Source organism: Velocimicrobium porci (assembly GCF_009696045.1).
Lineage (GTDB): Bacteria > Bacillota > Clostridia > Lachnospirales > Lachnospiraceae > Velocimicrobium > Velocimicrobium porci.
Genome location: NZ_VUMT01000002.1, coordinates 23,524 through 38,507, shown reverse-complemented (window position 1 = coordinate 38,507; position 14,984 = coordinate 23,524). Strand labels below are relative to the sequence as shown.

At 35.0% G+C, this 14,984-nt stretch carries 14 protein-coding genes; 13 read left to right on the top strand and 1 reads right to left on the bottom strand.

The window, feature by feature from the left end; all coding sequences use genetic code 11:
• Nucleotides 1-4 precede the first annotated feature (4 nt).
• A complete protein-coding gene (locus FYJ58_RS01745; protein ID WP_154516368.1) occupies nucleotides 5-370 on the top strand; it encodes a DUF1667 domain-containing protein in 366 nt (121 codons plus the stop codon).
• A 128-nt stretch (nucleotides 371-498) separates the two neighbouring features.
• Here FYJ58_RS01745 and FYJ58_RS01740 read toward each other — a convergent pair whose 3' ends face one another.
• Nucleotides 499-1,152: a phosphoribosyltransferase gene (locus tag FYJ58_RS01740; protein ID WP_154516365.1), complete on the bottom strand. Its 654-nt coding sequence runs from the start codon at nucleotides 1,150-1,152 to the stop codon at nucleotides 499-501.
• A 315-nt stretch (nucleotides 1,153-1,467) separates the two neighbouring features.
• On the opposite strand from FYJ58_RS01740, the gene rsxC reads away from it, so the two are divergent.
• From rsxC to FYJ58_RS01680, 12 genes are all read left to right on the top strand, one after another.
• The gene (rsxC, locus tag FYJ58_RS01735) at nucleotides 1,468-2,787 is read left to right on the top strand and encodes an electron transport complex subunit RsxC (RefSeq protein WP_154516362.1); all 1,320 of its coding nucleotides are present in this window, start codon (nucleotides 1,468-1,470) and stop codon (nucleotides 2,785-2,787) included.
• Between the two features lie 12 nt (nucleotides 2,788-2,799).
• Nucleotides 2,800-3,744: an RnfABCDGE type electron transport complex subunit D gene (locus tag FYJ58_RS01730; RefSeq protein WP_328597773.1), complete on the top strand. Its 945-nt coding sequence runs from the start codon at nucleotides 2,800-2,802 to the stop codon at nucleotides 3,742-3,744.
• Nucleotides 3,734-4,354: an RnfABCDGE type electron transport complex subunit G gene (locus tag FYJ58_RS01725; protein ID WP_154516359.1), complete on the top strand. Its 621-nt coding sequence runs from the start codon at nucleotides 3,734-3,736 to the stop codon at nucleotides 4,352-4,354. The genes FYJ58_RS01730 and FYJ58_RS01725 overlap by 11 nt, the downstream gene beginning before the upstream one ends.
• 17 nt (nucleotides 4,355-4,371) lie before the next feature.
• Complete coding sequence (gene rsxE, locus FYJ58_RS01720; RefSeq protein WP_154516356.1) at nucleotides 4,372-5,139, top strand: electron transport complex subunit RsxE; 768 nt, start codon at nucleotides 4,372-4,374, stop codon at nucleotides 5,137-5,139.
• Between the two features lie 5 nt (nucleotides 5,140-5,144).
• A complete protein-coding gene (gene rsxA / locus FYJ58_RS01715; protein WP_154516353.1) occupies nucleotides 5,145-5,720 on the top strand; it encodes an electron transport complex subunit RsxA in 576 nt (191 codons plus the stop codon).
• A gap of 16 nt (nucleotides 5,721-5,736) precedes the next feature.
• On the top strand, nucleotides 5,737-6,522 hold the full coding sequence (locus tag FYJ58_RS01710) for an RnfABCDGE type electron transport complex subunit B (protein ID WP_154516350.1): 786 nt from the start codon (nucleotides 5,737-5,739) through the stop codon (nucleotides 6,520-6,522).
• A 165-nt stretch (nucleotides 6,523-6,687) separates the two neighbouring features.
• A complete protein-coding gene (locus tag FYJ58_RS01705; RefSeq protein ID WP_154516347.1) occupies nucleotides 6,688-8,565 on the top strand; it encodes a methyl-accepting chemotaxis protein in 1,878 nt (625 codons plus the stop codon).
• A gap of 312 nt (nucleotides 8,566-8,877) precedes the next feature.
• Complete coding sequence (locus FYJ58_RS01700; protein ID WP_154516344.1) at nucleotides 8,878-9,210, top strand: PadR family transcriptional regulator; 333 nt, start codon at nucleotides 8,878-8,880, stop codon at nucleotides 9,208-9,210.
• A 15-nt stretch (nucleotides 9,211-9,225) separates the two neighbouring features.
• Nucleotides 9,226-10,215, top strand: a complete 990-nt coding sequence (locus tag FYJ58_RS01695; RefSeq protein WP_154516341.1) for a permease prefix domain 1-containing protein — start codon at nucleotides 9,226-9,228, stop codon at nucleotides 10,213-10,215.
• A 141-nt stretch (nucleotides 10,216-10,356) separates the two neighbouring features.
• Nucleotides 10,357-11,340: an ABC transporter ATP-binding protein gene (locus FYJ58_RS01690; RefSeq protein ID WP_328597772.1), complete on the top strand. Its 984-nt coding sequence runs from the start codon at nucleotides 10,357-10,359 to the stop codon at nucleotides 11,338-11,340.
• On the top strand, nucleotides 11,341-13,584 hold the full coding sequence (locus FYJ58_RS01685; RefSeq protein WP_154516338.1) for a Gldg family protein: 2,244 nt from the start codon (nucleotides 11,341-11,343) through the stop codon (nucleotides 13,582-13,584). It begins immediately after the preceding gene.
• A complete protein-coding gene (locus FYJ58_RS01680; protein ID WP_154516335.1) occupies nucleotides 13,584-14,876 on the top strand; it encodes a DUF4340 domain-containing protein in 1,293 nt (430 codons plus the stop codon). The genes FYJ58_RS01685 and FYJ58_RS01680 overlap by 1 nt, the downstream gene beginning before the upstream one ends.
• The last annotated feature ends 108 nt before the right edge of the window (nucleotides 14,877-14,984 follow it).

Genomic DNA, 14,984 nt, shown 5'->3' with positions numbered 1-14,984 from the left:
TAGCATGGAAACAAGAGAATTGATTTGTATTGGATGTCCTCTTGGATGTATGATTACGGTTCAGATGGAGGACGAAAACGTAGTATCGGTAGAAGGAAATACTTGTATTCGTGGTGATAAATATGCAAGAAAAGAGGTAACGAATCCAACCAGAATCGTTACTTCTACCGTTAAAGTTTTACATGGTGATAAAAATCTCGTATCAGTTAAAACAAAAGAAGATATTCCAAAAGGAAAAATAAAAGATTGTATGAGAGCATTAAAAAATATCAGTGTAGAAGCACCGGTAGCAATCGGCGATGTTATTTTAGAAAATGTGGTCGGAACAGGGGTATCGATTATAGCAACAAAAAATGTTGAAAAGCAGTAAATATACAAGAAAAAAGATTAGAAAACAGAAGTCCGAGAGAAGCTGAGAAGGAATAAAAGGATGCTGTAAATTAGTATTGATATTCGTAAATCAATCACTAATCTTACAGCATCCTTTTATCAACAATTCTATAAAGCGGAATAGCCAAATGAATTGACAAGTGCTTCCAGGCGTTCTCCTTTTTTACAGAATGGACAGTCAACATGGCTGTATGTGTTGTATTCCGGCACGTCTTTTTCCTGGAAAATGGAATCTACCTCGATGCCGTCAATATAGCTTACAGCACTGAAAATTGCAGAGATACCCTCTACTTTACCACCATAATAATCAAGACATTCAAGGCAGCGGCGAATTGTCTTACCAGTTGTTGCAGAAGCCACGAGAAGAATAATATTTTTACCGCGAACCATTGGCTGAATATTATCGCGGAAAATCATCTGACCAGTGGAATCATATTCAGGAGATATAACGTAAATTGTTTTATGCTGGTTCATGGATTGTACACCATTTCGTGTTAATTCATCGGCAAGGTATGCACCGATTACCTCACATCCATCCATGCAGACAATTGTGTCAACAACGGTAATGGCGGAATATTTATTAACAAAGCTTTTTGCAACAGCGGCAGCTTCACTTTGTCTTGTCTTTAAAGTAGTCATATCAATATAGTAATTAATATGAGAATGGTTAGTTGCAAAGTGACCTGGAATTACTTTTAAAGTAACACCTGAACTGGTTCTTGAATTAATTTTAACAATACGGCTTTCTAAGTTATTTTCCATATAGCTTTCGTCCTTTCTCATAAATAATAAATATCAGAACTATGAATATATATATAAATATAATTCATTTTTCCTTATTTTTCAAGAAAATAAATAGACAGAATAAGAAATGTTTAAACAACTTTCTGTTTGTCAGCCATTTGGTGCAAAAAGGAAAGGAAAAATTTAGTACAAAAAATTGTTAAAAAAGTAACAAGAAATTGTAACTTTTGCATAAAATACAATAGAAAAACACTTGTAACCAGTGAATGTTTGGTTTAAAATAGATTAGACGTGACGATGTCGAAAATGAGAAAAAGAAGAGAGGAGAAAGATATGAAAGCAGCAACATTTCGAGGCGGGATTCACCCATTTGAGGGAAAAGATATGTCAAAAAACCTGCCAACTAAACTTGTTCTGCCAAAAGGCGACCTGGTATATCCAATGTCTCAGCATATTGGTGCTCCATCCAAGCCAATTGTTTCTGTCGGCGAAAGAGTATTAATGGGACAAAAAATTGCAGAAGCAGGAGGGTTTATTTCGGCAGTAATTTGTAGTTCGGTTTCCGGAACGGTAAAAGCGATTGAAAAGCGTTTAACGGTATCAGGAAATTTAAGCGATGCGATTATTATTGAAAATGATAATAAATACGAGGCGATAGAAGGTTTTGGAAAAAAAAGAGATTATAAGAAAATGTCCAAGACGGAGATACGGGAATGTGTAAAAGAGGCTGGAATTGTCGGTATGGGTGGTGCAGGATTTCCTACTCATGTTAAGCTGACTCCAAAGGATGACGATGCCATTGATTATGTCATTGTAAATGGTGCAGAATGTGAACCTTATTTAACATCGGATTATCGAATGATGTTAGAAGAGCCAGAAAAAATTGTTGCCGGTCTAAACGTCATATTGCAATTGTTTGAACATGCAAAAGGATTAATTGCAATTGAAGATAATAAACTGGAAGCAATTTCTAAAATTTCTGAACTTGTAAAAGATGAAGCACGGATTGAGGTCAAGGTTTTAAAAACAAAATATCCACAGGGAGCAGAACGTCAGCTGATATACGCTTCGACCGGAAGAAAAATTAATTCTAAAATGCTTCCGGCAGATGCAGGATGTGTTGTCAATAATATTGATACGGTTATTTCAATCTATATGGCTGTCTGTGAATCTACACCGTTAATCCGGCGAATTGTCACTGTGACCGGAGATGCAATTAATACAAAGCAGAATTTCAACGTAAAAACAGGAACTATTTATAAAGAGTTAATTGAAGAAGCAGGTGGATTTAAAGAGCAGCCGGAAAAAGTAGTATCAGGTGGTCCAATGATGGGAATGGCGTTGTTTAATCTGGAAGTTCCGGTAACAAAAACATCCTCTGCATTATTATGCCTTACTCACGATGAAGTAGCAGAACAGGAGCCTACAGCGTGTATCCGCTGTGGAAGATGTGTAGAGGTATGTCCAAGCAAACTGATTCCGCAAAAAATGTTAGAATATGCAGAAAAGTTTGATGATGAGGGCTTCCAAAAATTAAATGGAATGGAATGTTATGAATGTGGATGCTGTACCTATGTCTGTCCGGCAAAACGAAGACTGACACAGGCATTTAAACAGACAAGACGTAGTATTTTAGACAGCAGAAGAAAGTAGGAGGAAAAAATAGTGAGTGATTTATTACATGTATCCGCATCTCCCCATGTAAGAAGTAAAACTTCGACCAAAACAATTATGAGAGATGTAGCGATTGCGTTATTGCCAGCAAGTGCGTTTGGTGTATATCAGTTTGGAATCAAAGCATTGCTTTTGATTCTTACCTGTGTTGCAGCAAGTGTACTGTCAGAATACATATATGAAAAAGCGATGAAAAAACCAATCACAACATATGATTACAGTGCAGTTGTAACTGGTCTTTTATTGGCACTTAATCTGCCTTCGACAGCACCAATCTGGCTGGCTGTAATCGGTAGTGTTTTTGCGATTATTGTTGTGAAACAGGTATTTGGTGGGCTGGGACAGAATTTTATGAACCCTGCACTTGGTGCCAGATGTTTTTTATTGATTTCATTTACATCAAGAATGACAGATTTTTCAATTGACGGAGTTGCGGGTGCAACACCCTTGGCAGCCGTGAAGGCAGGTGAAATAGTTCCAATTTTTGATATGTTTATAGGAAAAACAAGTGGAACAATCGGTGAAACATCCGTTATCTGTATTTTAATCGGGGCAGTTTATCTTCTGATTAAAAAGATAATTACTCCTCGAATTCCTTTTATCTATATTGGAACGTTACTTGTATTTGCCGGTATTTTTGGTGGCCATGGATTCGAACCTTCTTATCTGGCAGCACAGCTTTTTGGTGGCGGACTTATGCTAGGAGCATTTTTCATGGCAACCGATTATGTTACAAGTCCGATTACCCCAATGGGGCAGGTTATTTTTGCGGTATGTCTTGGAATTTTAACAGGAATTTTCCGTATTTTTGGAGGTTCTGCAGAGGGCGTATCTTATGCAATTATTTTCTGTAACTTGCTTGTTCCTTTGATAGAAAAAGTTACAATCCCGGTTCCTTTTGGATTTAGGAAGGAGGATTTAAAGAATGAAAAGTAATAATTTGGTCAAAGATGCAATTGCACTTTTTATGATTACGCTTATCGCAGGTCTTTTACTTGGAATGGTATATGAGGTAACAAAAAGTCCGATTGCAAAAGCAGAGTATGATGCAAAGCAAGAGGCATATAAAAAAGTTTTTCCATCAGCAGATACATTTGAAGAAGAAGATTCTTTAGATAAGCTGAGTAAAAGTAAAGAAAATTTTACAGATGATCCATCAATTACCGGTGTTTTTATTGATGAAGTCTTAATTGCGAAAGATAAAAATAAAAATCAGATTGGATATGTTATGTCAATCGGTTCAAAAGAAGGATATGGTGGCGAAATTAAGTTATCAATTGGTGTGGACAAAACAGGGACAGTGACAGGAATGGAAGTTTTGAGTATGAGTGAAACAGCAGGACTTGGAGCAAACTGTACAACAGATGAATTTAAATCGCAGTTTAAGGGAATAAAGAACTCTAAAATTGTTTACACCAAAGAAGGCAAATCGAAAGATAATGAGATTGATGCGTTAAGTGGTGCTACGATAACAACAAAAGCGGTAACAAAGGCAGTAAATAATGCACTTGCATTTGTTTATGCAAACGGAGAAATAGAACAATAGAAAGGTAGGTTACGGAAATGAATAAGTATGTAGAACGTTTATATAACGGTATCGTAAAAGAGAATCCTACTTTTGTATTAATGTTAGGAATGTGTCCAACTTTAGCGGTTACCGTGTCAGCCATAAATGGATTAGGAATGGGATTATCAACAGCAGCAGTGCTTGTAATGTCAAATGCGATGATTTCTCTTTTACGAAATATAATTCCAGATAAGGTAAGAATTCCGGCATTTATTGTAATTGTTGCTTCTTTTGTAACAATCGTGCAATTGTTAATGCAGGCATATGCAGGAAGTTTATACGATGCACTTGGAATCTATATTCCATTAATTGTAGTTAACTGTATTATTCTAGGAAGAGCGGAAGCCTATGCTTCGAAAAATGGTGTCTTACTTTCTATTTGTGATGGGCTTGGAATGGGGCTTGGCTTTACGGTAGGACTTACTTCAATCGGATTAGTTCGGGAACTGATAGGAAATGGAACGGTATTTAACCTCCATATCCTTCCAAAATCTTATGAGCCTGCAACGATTTTTGTATTAGCACCGGGGGCATTTTTTGTGCTTGCATTATTGACGGCACTTCAAAATAAATTAAAAATGCCATCAGCTACGAATACAGAAAAAGGAATTACAATTGCATGTGGCGGTAATTGTGCAGAATGTCATGGCTCTGCCTGTGAAGCAAATCATGGATTACTTGAGGCAGAACGGGTAGCAAAACAGGCAGAAAAAATTGCGAAAGCAAAAGCAAAGAAACTGGAACAGGAAAAAAGGGAGGAATGAGATAGATGAAAGAAATGCTTATAATTTTAATTAGTGCGGCATTAGTTAATAATGTTGTATTGAGTCAGTTCCTTGGAATTTGTCCATTCCTTGGCGTGTCAAAACGAGTAGAAACAGCAGCAGGTATGGGTGGAGCCGTTATTTTTGTTATTACGATTGCATCTGCAATTTCTAATATAATCTATACACAAATTTTAGTAAGATTTGACGTAACTTATCTTCAGACAATTGTATTTATTTTAGTAATTGCAGCTTTGGTTCAGTTTGTAGAAATGGTTCTAAAGAAAATGATGCCAGCTCTTTATCAGGCACTTGGAGTATTCCTTCCATTAATAACAACAAACTGTGCTGTACTTGGTGTAGCTCTTACCAATGTACAGAAAGAATATGGATTTGTTTCGAGTATTGTTAATGGTTTTGGTACTGCATTAGGATTTACAATATCGATTGTATTAATGGCAGGCATCAGAGAGAGAATTGAAGATAATGATATTCCGGAGTCATTTAAGGGTTCTCCGATTGTATTGATTACAGCTGGTTTAATGGCGATTGCATTTTGTGGATTCGCAGGATTATTATAGAAGGAGGAGTGGATAGATGAATGGAGTTGTGTTAGCTGCAATCATAATTGGGATTACCGGACTTTTAATTGGTCTGCTCCTTGGCATAGCAGGTAAAAAATTTGCAGTTGAAGTAGATGAAAGAGTGGAAAATGTCCGGGAACTATTACCAAGTAATAATTGTGGTGGCTGTGGATATGCAGGCTGCGATGCGATGGCAGAGGCTATCGTAAAAGGAGAAGCAAAGGCAAATAGCTGTCCAAGCTTATCAAAAGAAAGAATTGCGGAGATAGCATCTATTATGGGAACAGAGGCAGAAGAATCAGAAAAAAAAGTTGCATTTGTTAAATGTAAGGGTACTTGTGACAAAACGAAAATCAAATATGATTATTATGGAATCGCCGATTGTAAAAAGCTTTCATTAGTTCCGGGCGATGGAGAAAAAGTGTGTCGAGAAGGTTGTATGGGATATGGTTCTTGTGTAAAGGTCTGTGCATTTGATGCAATACATATTATAAATGGAATTGCAGCCGTGGACAGAGAAAAATGTGTTGCCTGTGGAAAATGCGTTGCAGAATGTCCAAAACATTTAATTGAGCTAGTACCTTACAGTGCAAAGCATATTGTACAGTGTAGTTCCCATGAAAAAGGAAAAAATGTCAAATTAGCCTGTGAGGTAGGTTGTATTGGCTGTGGACTTTGTGTAAGACAGTGTGAGGCCGGGGCAATCGTATTAAATGATAATTTAGCATATATTGATCAGGAAAAGTGTATAAAATGTGGAAAATGTGCAGAAAAATGTCCATCTAAAATTATTATTTAACGTTCTTATTTTAAATATAGTGGACTGTGTTATAAAAGGGATGTTGTAAAGTAGTTTTTACTATTTTGCAATGTCCTTTTTGTCATGTAAATAAAGCTTGTTACTGCAAGAATATGTTTTTGAAGTAAAAGATATAAGAAAAACAAAAAAAGAGATATAAAACTAATGAAAAAGATGTTTGCAAAAAAGCTATGCCTTTATATGGCTGTTGCCATGGTTGTAACTGTGTTTGCAATTTTTAATTATCAGACACTAGTAAACAACATGGACAATACGGAAAGTAGTAATGAAAAGTTAGATTCTGTAGAAGAAAAGCTAAAAAGTAATGAGGAAGAGATTGAGAAGCTGACAACTAGCTTAGGAGAGAATAACCTGGCGAAGACAAAGGCATTTGCTCATATTATTGATATAGATCCTTCTATTATAGATGACAGAGATAAGTTAAAAGCCGTTTGTGATGAATTGATGGTAAACGAATTACATGTAATTGATGAAAAAGGAATTATTACCCATAGTACAATTCCAAGTTATGTCGGGTTTGATATGAGTAGTGGTGAACAGTCAGAAGAATTTTTAGAAATTTTAAAAGACAGTTCTAAAGAGATTGTCCAGGAGCCACAGGTAAATGTTGCAGAAGGTGTTGTAATTCAATATACCGGAGTTGCAAGGCGGGATGCGAAAGGATTCGTGCAGGCAGGAGTAAAACCGGAAGTTTTAGAAGAAATGTTAGAAGGTACTTCGCTTGATGTTGTATTAAAAGATTTTAATTTTGGAACAAATGGTTATGTTTTTGCAATTGATAAAGAAACGAATCAGATTTTAGCACATAAAAATGATTCTTTGATTGGTAAAACCGCAAAAGAAGTAGGATTTCCTGAAAAAATCAGCGAAGGAAAAGGTAAGGCAACGATTGATGGAGAAAAAGGTTACTATGTAACAAGAGAATATGAGGATATGATAATCGGAACGATGACACCTGCCAAAGAGTATTATCAAGTGCGATTAAATCAGACGATAGTTGTATCATTTAGCATGTTTATTATCTTTTTGATTCTGCTTTTTATGATTAACCGATTGGTAGACAGAAAAATAGTTCAGGGTATTCACCATATTATAGAAAGACTTCAGAGTATTACAGAGGGAAATCTTGATACAATTGTAGATGAAAAAGGGAATAAGGAGTTTGAACTATTAAGTAATAGCATTAATAAAATGGTAGATAGTATTAAAGAAAATCTAAAAGAAAATGAAACGTTATTAGATAGACAAAAAGAGGATATGGAAAAGAATCTACAGCTTATTGAAAGAATCAAAGATGTCTGTGTTAATATTGACAAGGTATCTCAGGAAACACTGCTTAATTCTCAGGAAATACATGCAGGAACGGGGGAACAGGAACAGGCAGTAGAAGAATTGAAACAGACAATGAACGAACTTTCTTCCAAAATGGGAGAAAGTGCAGATGCTTCTACAAATATAGCTGATATGACGGAAGAGGCTGTAAACAAATTACTGCAGACGAAAGAGAAAATGGAGTTTTTAGAAACTTCAATAGACGAAATTAGTAATACTTCAATCGAAATTGAAAAGATTATTGGTGAAATCAATTCAATTGCAGAACAGACGAATTTGCTGTCTTTAAATGCTTCTATTGAAGCAGCCAGAGCAGGAGAAATGGGAAAAGGATTTGCAGTTGTTGCTTTCCAGGTTGGTGAATTGGCATCAAGAAGTGCTCAGGCGGCAAAAGAAACAGGTGATTTGATTATGAATTCTATTCATGCCGTTGATAATGGAAAAGAGATTACGCATAAGGCGGTGGAAGAATTTTTAGGGGTAGTTGAAGAAATACAGCATGCCAGTGAAGGTGTAGGTCAAATAACAGGTATGGTAAGAGAACATGTCCAGATTGTAACAGAAGCGGTTGAAGGATTTGATAAAATATCCGAGGTTGTTGAACGAAATGTAGAAATTTCTCAAAAAAGTGAAGAAGCTTCAGAAAATATGGCACATGAAGCCAATATATTACAAGAGATGGTAAACTAAAAAAGATATTTGTCAGGGTATTGCAAAAGAGGATTGCAATACCCTATTTTCACTTTATAGGAAACTTCGTCTCCTATAAAGCAAAAACGCTCCACGAGGATGTGCACAGATGCGAAAGGAGTATTGTTGCAAAAAGCATGCAACACGCATCTGGCACGCAAAGTGGAGCAAGTCCCTCATGAGTGAGGGATACAGGGAGTTGAGGTGGACTTGTCCACTTTGTTGTAAAAAAATAAAAATTACTTGACCTGTCGTAGTAATTCTGATAAAGTTATATTATAAATTACTACGACAGACGTAATGTAAGGAGGGATGTATTTGATAAGTAGCGATGTTATTAGGGGATATAATGATACAATCATTTTATATTTATTATTAGATGGACCGTCTTATGGATATGAAATTTCGAAAAAAATTAAAGAGCGTTCCCATGAAAAGTATATTATAAAAGAAACTACGTTGTATTCTGCTTTTACAAGATTAGAAAAAAATGGATATCTTGAATCTTCATATGGAACAGAAACGAATGGAAAAAGGAGAACGTATTATACAATAACGAAAGCCGGGCTGGAATATTATAAGGAAAAATGTGAGGAATGGGATTTAACAAAGAATGTTGTAGAGCAGTTTATAAAAAAGATTTAAAGGAGAGTAGATGTTATGGAAACGATAAAAAATTATCTGGAAACAATGTTTTCTAATCTTCCACTGTCAGAAGAAGTAAGACGGGCAAAAGAAGAGCTGCTAACTATGATGGAAGATAAATATTATGAGTTAAAAAAAGAAGGAAAGACGGAAAATGAAGCAATTGGAACCGTTATTCGAGAATTTGGAAATTTAGATGAATTGAAAGAAATCTTAGGAATTACAAACGAATTTGAAGAGAAAGAAAATACAAGATTCGTATCGATTGAAACAGTGGAAGAATATATTCAAGTGGCAATAAAAATGTCTAAAAGAATTGCACTTGGCGTATTTTTATGTATTTGTTCTCCTGTATTGCTGATTGTATTAGGCGGGCTTGCTGAGTATGGTTTTGGTGATGAAAATAGTATGGCGCTGGGAGGTCTGATTGTACTTTTGGTTTTTGTCGCTGTTGCAGTTGTACTGTTTATTTTCTCAGGCATGAAACTAGAAAAATATAATTATTTGAAAAATGAGAGATTCCAAATTGATTTTTCCACAAAACAATATGTTTTAAAAGAAAAAGAGGCTTATCGCAGTACGCAGACGTTGTTTGTAGCGATTGGTGTTGCGTTGTGTATTCTGAGTGTTATTCCAATTTTAGTTACCGGTGTGTTGTTTGAGGAAATAGAATTTTTGACAGTGATAGGTGTTGGTGTATTTTTAATATTAGTAGCAACCGGGGTCACACTTTTTATTATATCGGGCAGTCGCATGGAAAGCTATAAGGTGATTTTGCAAGAGGAGGAATTTACGCAGGAAAAGAAAGAAATGAAAGAAAATAAATTAGTGCAGACTGTGGCAGGAATTTATTGGCCAGTTATCGTATGTATCTATCTTGGCTGGAGTTTTTTGACTTTTGATTGGCATATAACATGGATTATTTGGCCACTTGCCGGAATTTTATTTGGTGCAATTACAGTAATTTGTAATATTGTAGATGAAAAACATAAAATAAAGGGATAAATTCGATAAGATTCAACGAGCTTTCCAATAGGAAATAGAGAAAATGTGAAAATTTTGTGAATTATTCTATGAATTCACAAAATTTTCTTATTTTAAGCGTAGTCTATAAAGAGCTTTAAAAAAGTAGAAGGAGGGTCTATTGTGATTGAAGTAGATAACTTAGTGAAAAAATATGGCAGTCATGTTGCTGTAGATCATTTAAGTTTCACTGTAGAAAAGGGAGAAGTGATTGGATTTCTTGGTCCAAATGGTGCCGGAAAATCTACAACAATGAATATTATTACCGGATATATACCGGCTACGGAAGGTAGTGTAAAGGTAAATGGACATGATATCAATGAGAATCCAAAAAAAGTGAAGCGCTCGATAGGATATCTTCCCGAGATTCCGCCATTATATCCTGATATGAAAGTAAAAGAATATTTAAAATTCGTCGCAGATATAAAGAAAGTTGAAAAAGCAAAGCAGGCCAAAATGATGGAAGATATTATGAGCCTGACAGGAATAAAGGATATGGAACAGCGGCTGATAAAAAACTTATCAAAAGGTTATAAGCAAAGAGTTGGTCTGGCAGGGGCAATAATGGGATATCCGGAAGTTATTATATTAGATGAACCAACCGTTGGGTTAGACCCAGTGCAGATTATTGAAATAAGGGATTTAATCAAAGATTTAGCAAAGACACATACTGTAATTTTAAGTTCCCATATTTTATCGGAGGTTAGTGCAGTATGTGATAAAGTAATGATTATTAATAAGGGTAAGCTTATTGTAAGTGATACACCGGATAACCTGGTAGAGCGTATGCAGAACCAAAGAGGAATTCATCTCACAATAAAAGGTGAAAGAGAGGTTGTCGAAAAGGCATTTAGTGAAATAGAGGGCATCAAGGATATTAAGTGGGAAGAAGAACCAGAAGAGAGCGAAATGCATTCACTTACAATTTATACGAAAGAAACGGAAGATTTAAGAGAAAACATATTTTATAAGCTGGCCAAGTACCAGTGCCCGATTATGGAGCTGTCTATGATGACAATGTCCTTAGAGGATATTTTCTTGGAGGTTACGAAGGAAAAGATAGAATTAACTCCAGAAGAATGTAGTTTAGAAAAGGAGGAAGAATAGATGTCAGCCATATATAAAAAAGAACTAAAGTCTTATTTCACAAACATGATTGGCTTTGTGTTTATTGCTTTCTTTCTGGCAATCATAGGAATTTATACTGTTGTATATAATTTTTTAAATGGATACAGCAATTTTGAATATGTTCTAAACAGTATTTCATTTTTATTTGTTATTTTAGTTCCAATCATAACAATGAGGGTCATGGCAGAAGAAAAGAAGCAAAAAACAGACCAGCTTCTATTTACATCTCCGGTTTCTATTGAAAAAATTGTAATTGGAAAGTATCTTGCAGTATTGACACTGTTCCTAATTACAATGGGAATCACATTAACATACCCTCTTATTTTAAGGCAGTTTGGTACCGTCAATATGGCACTTGCCTATGGTGGAATTTTAGGCTTTACTTTATTGGGCGCAGCTTATATTGCAGTAGGAGTATTTATCTCATCGTTGACAGAGAGTCAGGTAATTGCAGCGGTAATCTCGTTTTTGACGATGCTGTTAATGAATTTGATGGCGGGAATCGGCAGTCTGCTTCCAACGAGCGGAATCAGCAACTTTTTAATTATTTCTATACTGGTATTGGTTGTGGTATTAATTAGTTACTTTACACTTCACAGTGTAATTATACCTATTGTGGCAGCAGTAATTGGAGAGGGGATTTTAACAGGAATTTATTTTTGGAAATCAGATTTATTTGAGGGTCTGGCAGCTAATATATTAAATTGGTTTTCGGTTACAGAACGGTATAATAATTTTGCACTTGGAATCTTAGATGGATCTGCTCTGTTTTATTATCTTAGTGTAATAGGAATTTTCTTGTTTTTAACAATTCAGCTGACAAAGAACTCTTTTACGACAAAAAAATTAAAAAATGGGGCTTATCGGACTGCGGTTATAGTAGTCAGTGTTGTTATTGTATTGTTTACTAATTTAATTGTCGGTGAATTGGATATCACAAAAGATTTAAGTACAAATGGAATGTTTACATTAACCGATGAAACAAAAAAGCTGGCGGGAAAATTAGAGGATGATATATCAATTTATTATATTGTTTCGAAAGGAAATGAAGTTTCTAATATAGAAAAAATATTAGATAAATATAATCAAATATCGGATCATGTTAAAGTAATAAAAAAAGACCCTGTAAAGTATCCAACATTTACAAGCAAATATACAGATGAAGAGGTAGTTGAAAATAGTGTCATTGTTGTAAATAATAAAACAAATTCATCGAAATATATACCTTATTCTGATTTGTTGGAAACACAGATTGACTATACTACTTATCAATCACAGGTAACCGGGCTTGATGTAGAAGGACAGGTAACATCTGCACTTTCTTATGTGACAGAAAAAAACTTTCCAAAGATGTATATAGTAACCGGTCACGGGGAAGCAGAGCTTGGCGAAAAAATAAAAGCTTCGATAAAGAAGCTTAATGTAGAAACAGAAGAATTTCAAACACTTTCCAGCCAGAGTATACCCGATGACTGTGAGATATTATTTGTAAATGCACCGACAAGCGATTTTACAAAAGATGAAGTTAAAATGATGAAAGCGTATTTAAAAGCCGGTGGAAAGGCAATTTTAAACTTCGGATATACAGAAGATGCAATGACAAATTATCGTGACTTGTTAGAAGAATATGGAGTTCGTCCGGTAAGTGGCCTGGTTCTTGAGCAGAATGGAAATTATGTTGGTAATTATCCAACAGATTTAATACCAACAATAGAAGAAGATGATATAACATCAGGAATTGACAAATATATTGTATCCCAATTGTCAAAAGGATTAAAATTTGACGAAAATTTAAAATCAGTTACAATCAAACCATTACTTGCTACATCGGAAGGTGCTTATTCAAAAACAGACTTGGATTCCGAAGAACTTGGAAAAGAAGATGGAGATATTGATGGTCCATTTTATCTTGGTGCAGCAATTACGAAAAAAGAAAGTGATAAGACAGAATCTAAGGTTGCAGTGTATTCATCTTCGCATCTTTTGGATGAAGAGGTTTTATCAATAGGACAGTTTGGAAATGACAAATTATTTTTGAACACAATTAGCTGGCTGGCAGATATCGAACATGGCTTGTCGATTCCAGTAAGAAGTATCGCACAGAATTATCTGACGTTAACAGGCGGGCAGATTGGTTTTTATTCGGTCGTAATTGTAATAGGAATTCCTCTTGCGTTAATTATAACAGGACTTGTCATTTGGCTTAGAAGGAGGAAGGGTTAATGACAAAAAAGAAAAAGCAGACAGTTGTTTTGGGAATTTTAATTTTTCTAATGATTCTTTTGGGAGTCGGTTATGGTGCGATAAAAAAAATCAATGCAGTGAAAGAAGCAGAAAAGGAACAGTCGATAGAGTTGTACCATTTGGACACAGAGAAGGCGAAAAAGATTATTATAACAAATGAAAACGGAACAATTGAATTAACTAAAAAAGCTTCTAATTGGATATTCGCAGGAGATTCTTCACTACCAATTGATGCTGATAAGGTAGATAACATTCTAAGTTTGGTAAAGGTAATAAATGCAAACTCAGAGGTAACAGATGGGACAGAGGAGCTTTCCCAGTATGGATTAGAAAAGCCGGAGCAAAGTATTTATATTGAACTTACGAATGGAGTAAAAGCAAAGGTTTCATTTGGAACCGAGGTGCCAATACTAGGCGGTTATTATTGTCTTGTAGATGATGGAACAAAAGTATATACAATGGGAGAAGAATTATATCAGGCAATTTTACGAAATAAGATGGATTTTGTGAAAATGGAAAAAATTCCGTCAATTGAGTCAAAGAATGTGAAAAAATTAGAGCTTACAAATCGCAAAGGAAAGGCAGTTACCATTCAAAAAATATCAGATGGCTCTTTTGTTATAAAAGGTGCTTATGATAAAACAGTGACCGGTAATAGCGAGGCAATTTTAGGCTTATTTGAAAATTATGGGGAACTTGCATTTGATAACTGTGTAGAATATTCCTGTAAAGATTTTTCACAATATGGTTTAGAGAATCCGGAACAAAGTCTAAAAATAACTTATACTGTTAAGAAGGATAAGAAAAACGTAAAAGAACAATATATTCTTTACGTCGGTAATAAGAGTGAAGACGGAAGCTATTATGTGACACCAGAGGGTTCTGCTTATGTTTATCAGATGGAAGAAGATATACTAGATGAGCTTTTGAATGTAAAAATATTTGATTATATTGATAAAACAGTATTTGCGTTTTCGACCGATAGCTTGAAAGCTATTACTGTAGAAGATAAAAAGGGAAATAAAAAGAACTTGACAGTTAAGAAAGATTTGGATACATTAACAGCACTTCAGGCACTTACTTTTTCAGGAGAGATAGAAGAGAAGGTATCAGAAAACGAACCGATTTATACCTGTATTGTTCAAAATAATGGAGAAAAATCAATCGTTTCATTTTTGCCTTATGATGGGAAAAAATATTATCGTGTAGATAAAGATGGAGAACAATTATTTTTGGTTGATAAAAAGGCAGTAGATAAATTGCTAAAATAGAGTGGGATTTTAATAAAACTTTTTGCACTTTTTCGAACAAACATTTTGGAATAGGAGAGAGGTTTTATAGCATTAAAAAACGCTCCATTAAGGAGCGTTTTTGAGGTT

Bases quoted from the DNA above. Each gene is read 5' to 3' on its own strand.
- FYJ58_RS01745 (WP_154516368.1), top strand. From the start codon at position 5: ATGGAAACAAGAGAATTGATTTGTATTGGATGTCCTCTTGGATGTATG.
- FYJ58_RS01740 (WP_154516365.1), bottom strand. From the start codon at position 1,152: ATGGAAAATAACTTAGAAAGCCGTATTGTTAAAATTAATTCAAGAACC.
- rsxC (WP_154516362.1), top strand. From the start codon at position 1,468: ATGAAAGCAGCAACATTTCGAGGCGGGATTCACCCATTTGAGGGAAAA.
- FYJ58_RS01725 (WP_154516359.1), top strand. From the start codon at position 3,734: ATGAAAAGTAATAATTTGGTCAAAGATGCAATTGCACTTTTTATGATT.
- rsxE (WP_154516356.1), top strand. From the start codon at position 4,372: ATGAATAAGTATGTAGAACGTTTATATAACGGTATCGTAAAAGAGAAT.
- rsxA (WP_154516353.1), top strand. From the start codon at position 5,145: ATGAAAGAAATGCTTATAATTTTAATTAGTGCGGCATTAGTTAATAAT.
- FYJ58_RS01710 (WP_154516350.1), top strand. From the start codon at position 5,737: ATGAATGGAGTTGTGTTAGCTGCAATCATAATTGGGATTACCGGACTT.
- FYJ58_RS01705 (WP_154516347.1), top strand. From the start codon at position 6,688: ATGAAAAAGATGTTTGCAAAAAAGCTATGCCTTTATATGGCTGTTGCC.
- FYJ58_RS01700 (WP_154516344.1), top strand. From the start codon at position 8,878: ATGTATTTGATAAGTAGCGATGTTATTAGGGGATATAATGATACAATC.
- FYJ58_RS01695 (WP_154516341.1), top strand. From the start codon at position 9,226: ATGGAAACGATAAAAAATTATCTGGAAACAATGTTTTCTAATCTTCCA.
- FYJ58_RS01685 (WP_154516338.1), top strand. From the start codon at position 11,341: ATGTCAGCCATATATAAAAAAGAACTAAAGTCTTATTTCACAAACATG.
- FYJ58_RS01680 (WP_154516335.1), top strand. From the start codon at position 13,584: ATGACAAAAAAGAAAAAGCAGACAGTTGTTTTGGGAATTTTAATTTTT.